We start from the raw sequence: 16,710 nt of genomic DNA on the forward strand, positions 1-16,710 counted from the left end.
GAGTTATTCGCTCCTGCCCGGAAGTGGGATCGAAAAGCCGAAGATGCTCCCTTTTCCGGCTTCACTTTCAAACCAGACAGTGCCCCCATGGAGCTGCACAATTTCTTTTACAAGAGCAAGCCCGAGTCCGGTTCCCTGATACTTTTTAGAAGAGAAAGAGTCTATTTGGCTGAAAGGCTTGAAAAGCTTTTCATGGTCGGCAGCTGCAATGCCTATTCCATCATCAGCTACGGTTATTTTCAAAAAACCGTCCACCTTCACTGCTTTAACCCTTATGCACCCGTTTTCATTTGAAAATTTGACTGCATTTGTCACCAGGTTACTGAGAACCTGCAGGATTCTTTCCTTATCGGCATAAACCCTGGGCAGATTGCTTTCAATCTCAAGCTCTATTTTCAGTCCTTTGCTGGCGGCAAATGGAAACAGCATGTCCCGAACTTCAGCAAAAACTTCAGCTAGCCAGAAAGTGCTGTAATGCAGTTCAAAGCTCCCGGCTTCTACTTTGGAAAGGTCAAGGATTTCGTTAATAAGGTTCAGCAGGTGTTTTCCACTATTGGAAATATTTCCTACAGCCTTGAGCTGTTTTTCGTTGAGATTCCCATAAATTTTTTCATATAAAAGGTCGGAGAAACCTATGATTGAGTTGAGCGGGGTCCTCAGTTCATGGCTCATGTTTGCCAGGAATTCGCTCTTCGTGCGGTTTGCGACTTCAGCTTCCTGTTTTGCGCAGAAGAGTTCGATTTCATAATTCTTCCGTTCCGTGATTTCCACCCCGGTTTCCAGGACTGCAATGGTATTTCCGATTTCGTCACGTACGGGTTTTGACCTGAGAAGCCAGGTCTTTCCTTCAGAAGAGGTGAACTCCTGGTCCGTACAGTCGGGAGCTAGAGGATGCCGGGGTTTTGGGATAATGTTCGTTTCCGGAGCCTGAGGACTCTCAGCTGCCCGGGTTTTAGCCTCAACCATTAAGAGATCTTTGTTGTTGAGGGCAGCCCTGTTTGCCCAGCGAATATTAAAGTTCGGGTCCCTGAGCACCACTATTTCTTCAAGGGAATCAAGAATAAACTTTTTTTCGTACTCCCTGGCCTTAAGCTCCTGCTCAGCAAGCCTGATGCTGGAAAGCATTTCGTTGATACCTTTTGAAAGCCTGTGGATTTCATCTTCTCCCTCCACTTCAAGGCGTTTCGAGATATCTTTTTCTCTTTTTACATTTTCAAAAAAACTATCAATAGCAATCAGCCTTGATACCAGGAGTCTATCCAGGCTGAATTTGGTCGCAGTCCCTATAACCAGCCCGCTAAGCAGCAGGAAACCGTAAATGTAAATCAGGGTCTTTTTACCCTGTGCATAGAGGTCACGGGGGTAATCAGCCCTCATGAGGGCTACGGGCTCCCCGGTAGTATTTCGAAGTATGAAATACCCGGCTACCCTATCATCTCCAAGAATTTTAACAGCACTCCCCTCTTCACTGGCAGCCTCATCAAATGCGTCCTGAAAGTCAGAGGGCATTTCCTCATTTAGAGTATAGATCGATAGGGAAGTCTGCGTACGTTCTTCAAGAGAAGATATGTAGGAGCTGTCAATATACTTTCCAAGAATTAGAGTTCCAGCAGAAGGACCTTCTCCGAAACTTGACAGAATCGGGCGGCCAACAATAAGCATCGGGCCCTCGTTAAGCAGAATGACTCCCTGTATGCAATCCGTATTTCCCCGGATAGTGAGAATTCCACTGTCAATTTGTTCCAGAAGCCCTTCAGGAACAGGAACATTTGTCATGTTTACCAGGTCTACGGACATCGGATAGACCAGGACCCCGGATTCGTTTACAAAAAGCATAACGTTAAGATCCAGATCGTAAAGCGTGCTGTCGTCCAGGTTTGACTCTATGTATTCAGGGCTTAATGTATTTACGAATTTATACGTATCATCCCAGAAAGCCCAATCCCTTGCGGTTCTGTCGATAGACAAAGCTTCCCATGCAATTGCCTGTTCGATTTTTCCGGTATTTTTGATAGTGTCCCGGGTTTCAAGGTCGGAGAAACTCGATAACAGGATGGTATGGGCTGCAACTATTAAAAGCATAGTTAATAAAGCAAACATTGTGAACGTAACTATCAACAGTTTTTTACTTACATCCATACACATCACCAACAGGCTGCCGGAAGTGAAACCACATACCTGCAACTGGATAGCGCAAAATTATATCCCTTATTAAGCTAAAGTGCAGGTATCTATGTAAAAAATAAAGTGAAAAAATATATAAAGGTTGCTAAGTAGAACAAAAATTCCTGTACAATTTCAGGTCGATACTCGGTACCGGGCAAGTTCTGGAGTGAGCTTAGAACTTAAAATCTATTCACCTGATTTTAGACTTTGAGAACCTAATTGGGTTTCTGATCCTGAAAACGGATTCTGAGATCTCACGTATTAAGAATAAAATTGCTTTTGGGATGAGTTTATTAGTATCACTTTTATGTTTAAGGAAGAAGAACTGTATTTTAACATTCTGCAGATCTGATTAATAAATATCTTTATTTTTAAACTAAATTATAAATGAGGATTACCCTCTGCCCTGACTTCAGGATTTCCTGAAAAATAGACAAATATCAAAATTAATCCATAAAATTTTGAGAAAAATTAGTATTCAGGGCAGGATCCGGAAACATATTGTTTTTCGGAGCCTGCAAAGAAGATAAAAACCCTACGCTTATGCGTGAAAAGTCAGAAAAACAAACGCAATAGACCCGTTGGAACCGTCGATAATAAAAGATAGATTTCTCTGATCCGCAACCTAAAATACCCTGCTTGGACACCACTTTCTGCTCAAATCAGATAAAATTTCGATTAGACTGATAAATATTTTATATCCAATTTCTCGTTCGGAAACAATAAATGAATTAATACTTTTCTTTGCAAGTCGAACTTGTTATTTTATTTTAAAACCTGACAAAAAAAGCCTTCTGAAGCATACATGTAAATATGACTTAAAAAAAATATAACCAATAACCCAGTTTTACATATTTGAGGTTTTTAGATTGATATTTGAAAAAATACCCATGCATATGTACGAGAACTTCCATAAGATGTTTAGTGGTAGTAACCCAAATACTTTTAATATCTGTAAGAACTGCGGAGGAGCTTGCGAGCACAATAAAATAGGAACTCTGCTCCCTGGTGAAAAAGAATATATGGCAAAAAAGATGGGTATGAGCGTTTCAGAATTCGAGCTCAGGTATCTGGATATTTTGAAAATGGACGATGGAACTCTTGTCCACGTATTAAAGCTTGGAGAATTGTGTCCTTTTTTGAACAAAGAAACCGAAGCATGCGAATGCGGTGATTTCAAACCCATAACCTGTAAAATCTACCCTGTTATTTTTATGGTTGAAGCCGGAAAAGTACATTTCACGATAGACGACTGGTGCCAGTTATCAAGAAAGAAAGCTTGCAGAAACTATTTTGAATCTGCAATCCCCCTTTTGTCCCGACTTCCTATCCCGACTGAATGGTTCAGTCATGTTGTGCGCTACGATGACCTTTATTTTGATTATAAACAGTTAAAAAAATGTAGACAGGGAAAAAGTCCGTACGCCGTTTTCACTCTGGCAGAACTTTTAAGCCTCCAGAGAGATTGCGTTGAAACGTATCAGGTAGAAATGGATAAAATAGAAGCATTTGATATAGAAGGAAAGTTGGAAATGTATAAGATAAAAACAACAGGTTCCGGTATTGATTACACTCAGGAAATCGAGGAACCCACCATTTAGCCGGAGACTGAAAATTTACGGCTTAAAGACAAAACAGTATTCGAAGAGTTTTCAATCAGTTGACCTTAATTTCACCTGTTTTTTAGTTTTCTTCAAAACTCAGGATTCAGCCTTTCCCGCACCGTTGGATTATTCTACTTCACCGTCGCTTTCGGTTCTTTTATCTCCTTTTATCGGAATTGTGAAGGCAAAGGTACTTCCTTCTCCGATCTCACTCTTGAACCAGATATAGCCCCCATGGAGATTAACAATCTGTTTTACCAGAGCGAGTCCAAGCCCTGTTCCCTGAACCTTTTTTGAGGAAAAAGAAGCTACCTGGCTGAACGGTTTGAAAAGTTTGCTCTGATCCTCAACTTTGATTCCGATCCCACTGTCTTTGACCGTTATTTCTACCATATCACCTTTCTTTCTTGCCTCTATTTTCACAATTCCGCTTTCGTATGAGAACTTAATAGCATTATCCAGCAGGTTGTACAGGATCTGAGCAAAACGAGCCTCATCAGCCCAGATTGTGCCGAGGCTTTCATCCACCCGGATTTTAACCTCAATCATCTTCCTGTCTGCAATAGGAGACAGAAGGTTTTTTATAGAGTTGAGTTTACTTCCAAGCTCAAACTCTTTATATTCGAGTTCAAGCTTCCCAGCTTCAACTTTAGAAAGGTCAAGAATATCGTTAATCAGGTTCAGAAGGTGTTTTCCACTTCTTGAAATATTCCCTACAGCCTTGAGCTGCTTTTCGTTGAGATCTCCATAAATTTTTTCATATAAAAGGTCAGAGAAGCCTATGATTGAATTAAGCGGAGTTCTCAGTTCATGGCTCATATTTGCCAGAAACTCGCTCTTGGTACGATTTGCAACCTCAGCAACCTGTTTTTCCTGGAGCAGTTTCTCGGCTTCTTTCCTTTCAGTAACATCCCTGCAGGTTTGAAGCACGCCTATGATCTTTCCCTGATCATCCGTCACAGGAGTTGCCTGGACAAACCAGACTTTTCCGTCCTTTGCAATAAATTCGCCTGATTTCTTCTCCCCGGTTGTAAAGATATACTCAAGATGCAGAAACTCAACTAAGGGACCGCTGATCCCGGGAGTGGCTTTCAGGCAGACTCCCATTGCCGACTCCAGATCCATGTTCATATATTCGAGAGCAGCCTTGTTTGCCCAGATGATTTTTAAATCGGGACCCACAAAGAGGACCAGTTCATTGAGCGAGTCGAGCAGAACTTTCTTTTCGCGGGCCTGAGCTTTTAACTCCTGTTCTGCAAGATAGATCTCGTTTAACATCCCGTTTATTTCTCTTGAAAGGCGATAGAGTTCATCATTGTCTTTTAGATCCAATCTTTTGGAAAGATCTTTTTCGGACCTTACCTTTGTGACAAAATCGTCAATCTCTATTAATCTCGAAATAAATAATTTGTCAAGCGCAAATTTGACGCCGACCCCTGTCATAAGCCCGGTCAGAAGCAGGAACCAGTACATGTAATTAAGGGTTCTTTCGCCATGCAGATAAAGTTCCCTCGGGAAGTCCGCCCTGATAAGCAGAGCAAGGTTGCCGTTTATATCCTTTAACCCGAAATAACCTGCAATTTGCTCTTCATTCAGGGGTTCAACCATAATCCTGTCAGGATTTTCCGAAGCGTTTTTGACTTTTGTCTGAAAATCCGTAGGCATATTTTCGTCTGCCCTGTACATCAGAAGGGAAGAGCGAGTAACTTTTTTAAAAGAGTCGAGGAGTTCGTCGTCAAAATATCTCCCGAAAATGAGAGTGCCCTTTGAAGGCCCTTCATACGTTGTTGTAAGAATCGGGTGGCATGCAATAAACATGGGGTTTTCGTTAAGCAAAACAAAACCGCTTATCGAGTCGTCCTCTCCACTTGTAAGAAGACTTCCGTCTTCTATCATTGCAAGCAGATCCTCAGACACGGGCATTTCTTCTGCAGTATGAGTATCTACGGACTTAACGTAAACTACTTCCCCGGAACTATTAACGAAAATCATGACATTAACATTAATCCCGGCAAGTGTCTGATTCTGCAGGTCAACATTTATGTATTCTTGATTTTTGTCATCAATAAACTGATAGGTGTCATCCCAGCAAGCCCAGTCCTGGACAATATAATCCAGATACCCCTGTTCTGTGGCAACAGCGTTTTGCACTCGTTCTACATTCTCTAATGTATCTGCCTGTTCAAGCTCCAAAAAGTTGGACAGCTGCATGTTATGTGTAAATGTAAATGAGGTTGTAAGCACTGCAAAAATTAAGAGGGTGATAATAAGAACTTTTTTGCTAATATTTATTTCACATACCCCCACACTTAGAAGTAAAGAGGAGCTTGAGGTTAATATATTATTTAATATTAAAAGAAGAGAAACTATATAAGAGTTAGGAGACATATTGAACAATTTTGTAATATAAATATAACTAATGTATTCTATTAAACTCAATAATTTCAGAGAAAAAGTGAGGATGAACTTAAATAAGCACTATCAAAAACTTAGAATTTTATCTCTTGACGATTTTTAGGCAAACAACCTGAATTTTTGACTACTGCTCTTCTGGCATAGAAATATCCCTGCTCTGCAATTTCAAAACTTCCTTTCAGGGCTGCAGTTTTCATACCGAAGGTATGGGCAAACTCTTGAACATTTTTATGGAATTCTGGCTCATATGAAATTCCTGTTTCTATTTTTACAGCCAGGCAGTACCGTGAATTTTTCAGATACCTATTATTTAAGTCTCGACTTCCAGACTTTTTTCCAAAATTTTTCCAGTTTGAAGCCCACATAGGAGTCAGGTAAATCGTGCCTTTGCCTCTGCAGGCAAGCATGGCTCTGGCATAGGCTTCATTCCCGCCAAGCGCCGTGCTGATACAATCTTCAACTATCTCTCCAGCTTTATCCTTCAGAAAAAAAAGTGGACATCCAAGGTCTACGAAATCCTTTTCCAGTTCCCCGAGAACGTGCCCGCAGGTACCGTAGAAAATAAGTATCCCATCTGAAAATGCAGCCATTTCCCGGATATTTCGGTAAACTTCGGACTTCAGTAGCTCAAGGTCAGCATGCAATCCAAGCTTTAGCAGGTTTACAACCACACTTATCCGCTGTCCCGCCTTCTCATTCATTTTCTCACATGCTTTTCCAAGGAACGGAAAGGGGGAAAGGAACTTTGCAAGGGCTTTAAAATCAGGGTTGAACCCGGCCTTAAAAAACATCTGGACTCTTTCCAGAGGAATTGTCCTCGGTACGCAGTTTCCGGCCCTGAGTTTCCGAAGAAACCCCGAATTATTCCCGTTCTCCACAACGATTAGCTGCTTTAGTTCACAGTCTTTTGAAAGTACATGTACAAGCTCGTCTTCGAGCATACCACAGGCGATAATACTTAACACAGGCATGTTTCACTTACAACCCTGTATTTCAGGTCTGCACCTTATCAGGTTTGCAGCTCAGTTTTAATGATAGTTTCAGGCTTAAAGCTATAGTTCGGATTTTACAAACCATTTCAACTTTATAGCTAGATTTCAGCTTTTGTAGATCATTCAAGGATAATTTAATATAAAAGTTATGTGATCAAAAGCAACAGCTAGACAGGAGAAATAGAGGAGTCGAATTAAAAAGAGACGAGGATAGTAAAAATAAAAAGTGATTGGCACCTCTCCTCACATCACTCCATTATTCTCCATTATTCAGATACCTGCTCCTTTCAATAGATATTAAATTGGCAAGTTAACTGCTTATTTGTCGGTATTTGTTAGTCTTATTTGCTTATGGTTTCTCTTCTTATAAGTTCAGAGCCTGGATTTTACATAATTTATTTTTTTGATTTTTCGGGAATTTTCTTATCAGGAGTAACTCCGTAATACTTTGTCCTTGCAGCTCCCCAGATACAACCATTTTTCCCGAAGATCTTCAGCTCAAGGTTCTGAATAGATTTACAGATACTATTGCCTGCTCTTGCACCTTTACAGACTATGCAGAGCTTTTCGCAAAAAACAGGGGGTTTTCCTTTATCTTCAACCATATCCTCACTCCTGATTCTTTGTATTTTTCAATAGGTATCCCAGAGGTACAATTCGGATTTGTCATTAATGCACTTTTTTGAGAGGATATCTGACAAATGGTTAATCTGTACGAATGACTATTTTGACTAGCGACCTTTTAAGGTGTATCTTCCGTTTAGAGAAGTTTCTTTCCGGCTGCAGGACCGGGAGCGCACTGGAAAACGTCGCTTATCATAACCTCGATGAGGGTTTTTGCAGGAAGACCTGGTTTTGCAGTATTTACGATTGCTTTCATCTTATCGAATTTTTCGCCTGACCTGATAATTGTAGCTTTCCCTTTTATCTGATAGCAGCCGCCTGTTTCCGGCCCCCACACATAGACCGCAACGATTGGATTTTCTTCCAGATTTGCCAGGGACTTAACCATGAAATTGTCGGCAATCCAGATAGTCTCGTCATCCACGAGCTGGCAGAAACCTATGGGCACTACGTTAGGAACTCCCTCTTTTGAAGCCGTTGCAACAGGGAAGATCTTTACTTTCGAAAAAGCAGTTTTCATTTCTTCGCTTAACTTTACCATAATATGTTCACCATTAGGGTGATTTGCAGTATAAATTTATATATTTAAGCGTTAGAATTCTGTACCTGAAAAGATATTTGTGTACTTTAATAACCTTTCCGGACTAAATAAGTACTATTAAATGCCAGTTAATCTGAAAAAGTGATTATATCGTTTTTTAAGAAGATCAAAGATCTGAGGAAGGAAATCCTGGAGAAAATTGGGCATAAAATCGATCCCAAAAACGATAACGTTATTAACTGGAAAACTGGCTGCAATTGTACAAATTTAGTTCGGAGTGTACAGGTGACCCTTATACCTGGCTTTACAAATGTGCTTACACCGAGATCCGTAACTTAGGGAAATTATGAGGTTGGGAGCATAATTGTCAATACAGAAGGGGAAATTATTGCACTCGGCATAACCTTCTGTACTCTCCTTTTTTAAGGGTGAACTGCACGAGGAAATGGTGACATTAAATTATTTTGAAGAAAAGAACCCGCAGACAACAACGCTGCAAGGCTATATACTTTATGTCTCCTGAATCCTGCCTGCATGCCTGATCAGGCTAATTTCTGCAGGCATTGGAAGGGTATTTTATGTTTTCTCTGACCCCATACGGAAGACCTCATACGGAAAAACCACTTATTTCGGCCTATGCTGAGGGTTACCTGGAATTCATGAAAATGGTGTCTTTTCTCTCCGGGTCAGGCAGTTCAGGTTAGTTCCGGCAAAAGGTTTCTGATTAAGCGAAAAGTACTGTTCCTTCAAAAGCCGAAGGGTTCCTCGTGTAATTACCAGTAAGTAGGTCGGAACCATAAAGATGCTCTGGAGGATAAAGCGGTCCACATGAGCGGATCTGTAGATACTATCTGAAAATGAGCAGGCCCTTATTTATCGGAAAAAGTCTCCTGGTTACCTTCGATGGTTAAGGAAACGTGATCGACTCAAAATCATCAATACAATACACCAGGCAGATTTTTTCAAATGTACTTATTTTTTAACAGATGTTTTTTTAAAAAGACTCTTTTTTCCAAAAATAGGCAAGATTATATAAAAAGAACATATAATGTTTTATGTAATATACATCATAAAGTATATCTTTTAATTGTATAAAGGGGGAAGAAGTATTAAGAAACTTGGAATTATTATAGTGTTAATTTTAGCAGGAATAATTTTTATTTCCGGCTGTGCAGAAGATACTCAGGAAGAGGAAACGGGAGCTGAAGAAGGAACTCCTGTAGAAGAAGCCACTGTAACAGAAGGAGCAGGAGAAACTGCAGGGGAAGAGGTCGGTGAGGGGCTGGTGCCCGGGGAGGACGAAGGAATGACTCCGGGTGAGGAAGAGCCAGGCCTCGATGACAACGTGACTGCTGAAGAAGGTAACCAGACAATCGTTGATGCTGCAGAAGCTGCAGGATACACTACATTTGTCTCATTAGTGAAAGAAGCAGGACTTGAAGGCACCCTGAACGAAGGGACATACACCGTCTTTGCACCTACCAATGAAGCCTTTGATAGCCTACCGGAAGGGACGCTTGATGACCTCCAGGCAAACGAGGAAGCCCTGAAAAATGTTCTTCTCTACCACGTAGCTGAAGGAAAACTTGATGTCGCTGAAATGGAATCCGTTGAAACCCTTCAGGGAGGAATACTTATAGTAGATGCCACCAGCGACCCTATGAAGATAGGAGACGCAAATGTTGTATGGGACAGAATCGAGGTCAGCAACGGATACATCTACCCGATAGATGCTGTACTGATCCCGCCGAAGTGAAAGGTAAAAAAGAAAAAACATTCATTTTCAACATGAAAGTACTGCAACTCGAAAGTACTTTCATCTTTTTGCACCCTCTGCTCAAAGAATATCGTGTTCGTTTTACTTTTTTCTTTATTCCGTTTTTAGTTATCCCTGACCTCTGACTTTTTAGAATGAAAGAAAAGAAAGGCAGCTCAAAATCCCGGGTTTCACTTCCCAAGTTTCGCTTCGGGATCACATGAAATCGGAGATTTCCGGGGAGTTGCGATGCAATCGCAACAGTACGAGGTCCTTTTCGCTCCACTCCGTTTCGCTCAAGAAGACTACTTGATGGGTTTTAGTAGTAAGTTTCACTCAAGCAGACTAATTTATAGTTATAGTCATAAGCTTCACTGTTCTCGAGAGGACTACATTACATTATTTTTTAACGATACAACCTTATTCGCCGTATCGTGTCGTCCCTATTCCGCTCGATGCAGAAAAGCAATCTATCCTGGGGAAGTAAAAAAGAAAAGTCAAAAGTCAAAAAGTCAAAAAGTCAGATATCCTGACAAGCTGGTGGAAGCACCTGTATTTACCTGTGAATTGAAAAACGGTTTTTGGGTAAGAAAAGCATTATCTGGATGGCAGGCCTGTTCAGGGTCAGTGCGGCTCATGGGGAGAAAACTGAAGGATTCCATCCGAAATTTCGCCATAAATAGAGTAATTAAGCAGGAACCGCTATTTTTTCAAAAAACGCACATGAAATTCTTCGAATAAAAGACACGGAGGAATGAAAGTACTTTTCAAATCACAGTACTTTCATGCCAAAAGAAAACTGGAAAGCCGGAGTATTTCACCCGGATTGCCAATGGCTTTTTAAAAAGTGACCATTTCCCTGTGCCCGAATTCTATACTGTAATCCAGATAATAGACGACTTCAGGTTCGATTTTTATCATGATAGTATCCGGATCAGGAGGCATATCTGCAGTAACAGGGAATTTGGCTGTCATGATCTCACCTACTTCCCGCATTTCAGTCTCATCGTTAACTATCGATGCCCTGCCCTCAACCTGAAGTGCCTGCATATCAAACCAGTCAGGATCGTCCTCGTCAACCGTAAATGCTACATGCGGATTTTGCATGATATTCTGGACCTTTCGAGTGTTTTTATTGGTTGCCAGGTACACGATTTCATTTTCGGAAACATACGCCATCGTATGAGCCATTGGCTTGCCCTGCGGGCTCAGGGTTGCGAGGTTAAGGTAATAGTGAGTTGCGAGGTATTCACAAATCTTAGCTTTGAGCTCTTCTGTCATATTCCCCTCCAGATGTTGTAACTTTCAGTCAGGCTCCTACAAGAAGATTTTTTACATCGAGCCTTTCCAGATACTATATTCCGGGATATTCTTCAATGCTATGAAAGGAAAAAAATCTACTGATGACCCCTGATATTTGCAGTCCTTTTCCCATATAGTTTATAGGGACAAAATTTATAAATTTTTCTTATAATCATGGAACCTGCAACTAAAATACGGTCGGAATAAAAAAACAGGGCAAGGGGTTCAGGTAAAAGAAGCATTGACCTTTCCAGAAGAGGGAAAAGAAGTCGAAATGAAAGAAGCGAAATGAAAGAAGCGAAATGAAAGAAGCGAAATGAAAGAAGCGAAATGAAATGAAAGAAATGAAAGAAGCAATCAGGACTTCCGCTTCTTCACACACTCTTTTAGCCTTTCTTCAAGCCGGATCCGGGAGATAAAAACTCCAAACTGGGTTGCGATGGTCTCGATAACCGTGCGCACGCTATCCGACAGCTCATACTCCATACTTGAGGCAAGATAAAAGGCGGCAATAACATCATTTTCAGACTTTACTGGAATTATTGCCGTAGCTCTCAGATTTTCCTGCCTGAGTGCATCGTCTCTGGAGGTAAGAAGGAGATCTATATGCTGCTTGTAGACAGGTTGCCCTATCATAACGAGCTTGGCATTTGGGGAATTTGTACTATAAAAAGAGGCGTTTTCGACAAAGGTAGGAGAGAAACCGCGATGGATAGCCAGAGTCATATCCCCGGTATCTTCGTCAACCAGATAGATACCTCCGGCATCGATTTCATCTATCTGAAGGCACGAATCGAGCAATATATTAAGCGTTTCATCCAGGTGTTGCGAAGTGCTAAGAGCAATTCCAAGGTCCCGCTGGATATAAAGCAGCTTCTCTTTTCGTTTCCTTTCGGTAATATCGAGAATTATACCTTTAAGGTACTTTACGACCCCGTTCTCATCGGCTTCTATAAAGGTTCGTTCATCAACCCAGCGTACTTCCCCGGACTTTGTCAGTATTCTGTATTCCTGAGAGAAGTCAACGTAGTCTTCCTCAATCCTTCTTGAGAGCTCTCTTTCGACCCTTTCGAGGTCATCAGGGTGCACAATGTTCCCATACAGAAGTTTTCCGGAGGTGAATTCTTCTACCGTATACCCGAACTGCTTTATGTTCTCAGAAACAAACTCTGCAGGCCAGTACTTTTCGGGCCGCCACAGGAAAACAGTTACAGGAACTTTATTTATTACCGAGATCAGCTCTTTCGCCATCTCAAGTGCACTGCATAAAGCTATCTCATTGAGATATTTGCAGGCTTTTTGTTTGCTGGTACTTCCGTTTTTAGCCGAATTTGAAGTCGCTTTAGCCATCGTATTCTCCGTTCAGGAACCTTTTACAGGAAGCTATGAGAAAATTTCACATATTTAGTCTTTTTGCTACAATTACATAGAAAGACGCAATAAATTAAATAGATTGTGATTATGGTTTCTAGAAGGATCATGATGCAGAGGCTTATTGCTGTTTGGCCGAGGTGAGGTCCAGACCCAAAATTTAGCAGGAAAAAATAAAAGCCAGGGGAAAAATATATAAGCAAAATTTCAACAAGGCCTAGTTTGAGAGAAGGGGTTCAGGCAAATAAAATGACAATAAAAAGGAGAATAAATAAAGCAAATTTCCCAGTCAGGCAAATTTCTTTATGAACTTTTTTACATCCTCATCCTGCCAGCCGTCTATTAATTCCCGGACAGCCGCATCTCTTACAAATTCGTCTTTTTCTTTAAGGGCTATCCCCTTAATCAAGGGAAGAGTGCACGGGTCCGCATGCCAGATTTTTGCAAGCTCCTGAACTGCAGTGATCCGTACAAAATTATCGCTATCATTCAGTAACCTGTCCCTTACGAGACGAAGCGTTTCCGGCTTTTCATGCCAGATTTTTGCAAGTTCTTCCATGGCATTTTTCCTGACCGAATAATGTTCATCAGAAACGGCTTTATCCATGATCAGTTCAAAAGTTCCAGGCGCTTCAGGCCATAAGGAGGCAAGCAGGCTGAGCGCGGTTCCCCTGACCATGTTATCCTCATCATGAATGCACCTGTCCCTGATAAAGTCCAGAATTTCAGGTTCGTTCCGCCAGCCGTTTGCAAGTTCCTTGATTGCAACTCCCCTTACAGAATAATGGTCGTCTTTAACTGCCCTTTCCCTGATAAAGAAAATAATATCTTCTCTGGAAGACCATTTCTCTGTCAGTTTCTGCAAAGCTACACTTCTTACGGCATAGTGCTCGTCGTTGAGGGCTTTATCCATGACCAGCTGAAGGACCGCAGGCTCCGTACTCCAGTATTTTGCAACACTCTGTACTGCGATAGCCCTGACAAAACCATCTTTTTCCTTTACAACCCTATCGGTAATAAAATTCAGACTGCAACAGCCTTTACCCCAGCACCTTGAAAGCTCCTGGAGAGCCGTACTCCGGACGAATTTGTCTCCCGCATTCTCAGCCCAGTCCCTTAGAAGCTCAGGAATTTCAGGTAGATGCTTCCAGTTCTCCGCAAGTTCTTTTACAGCAGCCCTCCTGACCTCATAATTACAGTCTTTGGTAGCCCGTTCCCGGATAAGGGATAGGGTTTCGGGGCTTCCTTTCCAGAACCTAACCAGCTCCTGAAGAGCAGTCTTCCGGACTGAGTAATGGCTATCCTCAACAGCACGTTCTTTAATAAATTCAAAACTATCTTCACTATCACTATGATTTTTGGCAAGGGTACAAAGAGCTTCACGTCTAACCGCAGGATCTTTTTCTCTTATTACCCGAGCTTTAAGTATCTCCAGAGACCTAAAAGAAATTGCCTCTTCATCATCAGTATCTCCGGGGGGATGAGATATAACACGTTCAGGCATTTCTTTCCACCTACTTCTTTTCTACCACTGATTCGATATCTATCGGAATATGATAAACCTGATTAATATATTCACACTTGTTATTTAAATTATACATAAAGACATTCCGAAATTAAAAGATTCAAGTAAAGAAATTAAATCCAGCAGTAAAGCATATTCATCAGCTTGCTCTGCGATTATTTTCGATTTAGAAGCAGCTGAAGATAAACCTTTTGGAATCTTCAATGTCCTGAACCTAAAAAATGAATTCAAAGAGATTCAATGTTTTCAGGCTGTTTTAGTTTCCGCATATTTTGGGATCACATTTTACCGGTCCAAATTTACTAAAAGCCTGATCTGACCTATTTGAAGACTGATCTGGCTCACTTAAGGCTTGATTTAACTTATTTGAAGCCTGACCTGACTTACCTGAATCTTGATTTGGCTTCCTCAGGCAATTTGAAGATCAATTTAATGAGAGATCAATTTAATATATCACCGGAGACATCATTATAAATATAATTTGTAGAGAGAAACAGAAAGAGAATTCTGAAAGACAGTTACTGAAAGCATTTATATCTTTTTTTAATGTACCCGTGCTAAAGTAAAACAGGGGGATTTAAAGATATGGAAAATGGTTTTCAAGGAGTATTGAAAGGTCAGAAAATAGCTTATTTTTCTATGGAAGTAGGGCTTCGCAATGAAATCCCTACATATGCAGGCGGGCTTGGAGTGCTCGCAGGTGATACAATCCGCTCGGCTTCGGACCTCAGAGTTCCGCTTGTTGCAGTATCTCTGGTTAGCAATAAGGGATATTTCAGGCAGAGTCTTGATCTCATGGGGAACCAGACCGAACAAATTGAAGAATGGTCCCCTTCAAGTTTTATGACCAGAATGCCGCAGGAAGTGAGCGTTAAAATTCAGGATAGAGAGGTTAAAATCCAGGCATGGCAATATAACTGCAAGAGCCTTACAGGGGGCTGCGTACCCATTATTTTTCTCGATACCAATGTAGAGGGGAACTTATGGGAAGACCGCGGGATCACAGATTTTCTTTATGGGGGTGACCATTCCTACAGGCTCAAGCAGGAAATCGTACTCGGGATAGGGGGGGTGCGGATGCTTGAGGCCCTGGGCTTTAAGATCCGGAAATACCATATGAATGAAGGGCACTCAAGCCTGCTCGCCCTTGAACTCTTAAAGTGCAATAGCAGGGACGCTACGAAAGTAAGGGACCTCTGTATTTTTACCACTCATACTCCCGTAGAAGCCGGGCATGACAAGTTCGATTACGGGCTTGTGGACGACATGATCAGGGATAAAAACGATGTGGAAATCCTCAGAAGGTTCGGAGGGGCAGACCGTTTCAATACAAGCCTTTTTGCGCTCAACCTGTCCAACTATGTCAATGGCGTTACAAAACTACACAGTCGGGTCTCAAGCGAACTCTTTCCCGGATATTCGATTCAGGCAATAACAAACGGCGTCCATTCCTATACCTGGACCTCTCCTTTTTTCAGGCAGCTATTTGACCGCTATCTGCCGGGCTGGGCAAATGAACCCGAACTCCTCGTAAGGATCGGAGGAATCCCGGATGATGAGATCTGGGAAGCTCGCAGGAGTGCGAAAAAAGCACTCATAGACGAGGTCAACAAAAGAACAGGGGTAGGCATGGACTATGAGACCCTCACAATAGGTTTTGCACGGCGTATGGCTGAATATAAGCGTGCAACCCTGATCCTCTCCGACCTTGAAAGGCTTAGCAAGATTAATAAAAGGGGAAGGATTCAGCTTATCTTCGCAGGTAAAGCCCATCCTCATGACGAGGCTGGAAAACAGCTTATAAGAGAAATTTTTAGAAGTATCGAAGCCCTCAGAAATGAAATCAAGATCGTCTTTCTGGAAAATTACGATATGAGCCTTGCCGCAAAAATGGTTTCCGGAGTTGATGTCTGGCTGAACACTCCGACCCGTCCTTACGAGGCCTCGGGCACAAGCGGCATGAAAGCTGCCCATAACGGGGTCGTAAATTTCAGCGTACTTGACGGCTGGTGGATTGAAGGGTGGATCGAAGGGGTGACCGGCTGGTCCATAGGGCCCAGGCCCGAAGAACACCTCTCAGGAGAGGAAGCAAGGCTCGCTGAACTTGATGACCTTTACAACAAACTCTACTATATTATCGTCCCCACCTATTACGAACGCAGAGACGAATGGTTTAGACTGATTAATAACTCGATAGGCATGGTTGCATATTATTTCAACAGCCACAGGATGATGCGACGTTATGTTACACATGCTTATCTGTAAATTTTAGAAATCAGGCTGTTCGGACCTGTTGAAGGAAAAAGGAAGTTAAAGGAAGGCAATTGAAAAAAAAGCAAGTTAAAGGAAAGGATCAGCTAAAAGAAAAAGCAAATTAAGGGAAAAAGGTCAGCTAAAGGAAAAGTCCGGAAAAG

At 41.7% G+C, this 16,710-nt stretch carries 11 protein-coding genes; 3 read left to right on the forward strand and 8 right to left on the reverse strand.

Annotated elements, in window-relative coordinates:
* Nucleotides 1–3: 3 nt before the first annotated feature.
* Entirely contained in the window at nt 4–2,139 is a 2,136-nt protein-coding gene (locus tag ACSAZL_RS10660) for a CHASE4 domain-containing protein (RefSeq protein WP_440948642.1), read from the reverse strand.
* A gap of 896 nt (nt 2,140–3,035) precedes the next feature.
* Here ACSAZL_RS10660 and ACSAZL_RS10665 point away from each other — a divergent pair.
* Entirely contained in the window at nt 3,036–3,767 is a 732-nt protein-coding gene (locus ACSAZL_RS10665) for a YkgJ family cysteine cluster protein (protein WP_440948643.1), read from the forward strand.
* A 129-nt stretch (nt 3,768–3,896) separates the two neighbouring features.
* On the opposite strand, the gene ACSAZL_RS10670 is transcribed toward ACSAZL_RS10665, so the two are convergent.
* The 4 genes from ACSAZL_RS10670 to ACSAZL_RS10685 form a co-directional block, all read right to left on the reverse strand.
* A complete protein-coding gene (locus ACSAZL_RS10670) occupies nt 3,897–5,981 on the reverse strand; it encodes a CHASE4 domain-containing protein (RefSeq protein ID WP_440948644.1) in 2,085 nt (694 codons plus the stop codon).
* A 278-nt stretch (nt 5,982–6,259) separates the two neighbouring features.
* Entirely contained in the window at nt 6,260–7,156 is an 897-nt protein-coding gene (locus tag ACSAZL_RS10675; RefSeq protein ID WP_440948645.1) for a DUF1638 domain-containing protein, read from the reverse strand.
* A gap of 416 nt (nt 7,157–7,572) precedes the next feature.
* Nucleotides 7,573–7,782 carry a hypothetical protein gene (locus ACSAZL_RS10680; RefSeq protein ID WP_440948646.1) on the reverse strand — a complete coding sequence of 70 codons (210 nt, stop codon included), beginning with the start codon at nt 7,780–7,782 and terminating at the stop codon, nt 7,573–7,575.
* A 155-nt stretch (nt 7,783–7,937) separates the two neighbouring features.
* A complete protein-coding gene (locus ACSAZL_RS10685; RefSeq protein ID WP_440948647.1) occupies nt 7,938–8,342 on the reverse strand; it encodes a pyridoxamine 5'-phosphate oxidase family protein in 405 nt (134 codons plus the stop codon).
* Between the two features lie 1,132 nt (nt 8,343–9,474).
* On the opposite strand from ACSAZL_RS10685, the gene ACSAZL_RS10690 reads away from it, so the two are divergent.
* The gene (locus tag ACSAZL_RS10690; RefSeq protein ID WP_440948648.1) at nt 9,475–10,098 is read left to right on the forward strand and encodes a fasciclin domain-containing protein; all 624 of its coding nucleotides are present in this window, start codon (nt 9,475–9,477) and stop codon (nt 10,096–10,098) included.
* A gap of 840 nt (nt 10,099–10,938) precedes the next feature.
* Here ACSAZL_RS10690 and ACSAZL_RS10695 read toward each other — a convergent pair.
* The 3 genes from ACSAZL_RS10695 to ACSAZL_RS10705 all read right to left on the reverse strand — a co-directional run bounded on the left by ACSAZL_RS10695 (nt 10,939) and on the right by ACSAZL_RS10705 (nt 14,275).
* On the reverse strand, nt 10,939–11,379 hold the full coding sequence (locus ACSAZL_RS10695) for a pyridoxamine 5'-phosphate oxidase family protein (RefSeq protein WP_440948649.1): 441 nt from the start codon (nt 11,377–11,379) through the stop codon (nt 10,939–10,941).
* 378 nt (nt 11,380–11,757) lie between these two features.
* Complete coding sequence (locus ACSAZL_RS10700; RefSeq protein ID WP_440948650.1) at nt 11,758–12,750, reverse strand: PAS domain-containing protein; 993 nt, start codon at nt 12,748–12,750, stop codon at nt 11,758–11,760.
* Nucleotides 12,751–13,060: 310 nt separating this feature from the next.
* On the reverse strand, nt 13,061–14,275 hold the full coding sequence (locus ACSAZL_RS10705) for a HEAT repeat domain-containing protein (protein ID WP_440948651.1): 1,215 nt from the start codon (nt 14,273–14,275) through the stop codon (nt 13,061–13,063).
* A gap of 606 nt (nt 14,276–14,881) precedes the next feature.
* Here ACSAZL_RS10705 and glgP point away from each other — a divergent pair.
* Nucleotides 14,882–16,561, forward strand: a complete 1,680-nt coding sequence (gene glgP / locus ACSAZL_RS10710) for an alpha-glucan family phosphorylase (protein WP_440948652.1) — start codon at nt 14,882–14,884, stop codon at nt 16,559–16,561.
* Nucleotides 16,562–16,710 lie beyond the last annotated feature (149 nt).

This window comes from Methanosarcina mangrovi (genome assembly GCF_052057765.1).
Lineage (GTDB): Archaea > Halobacteriota > Methanosarcinia > Methanosarcinales > Methanosarcinaceae > Methanosarcina.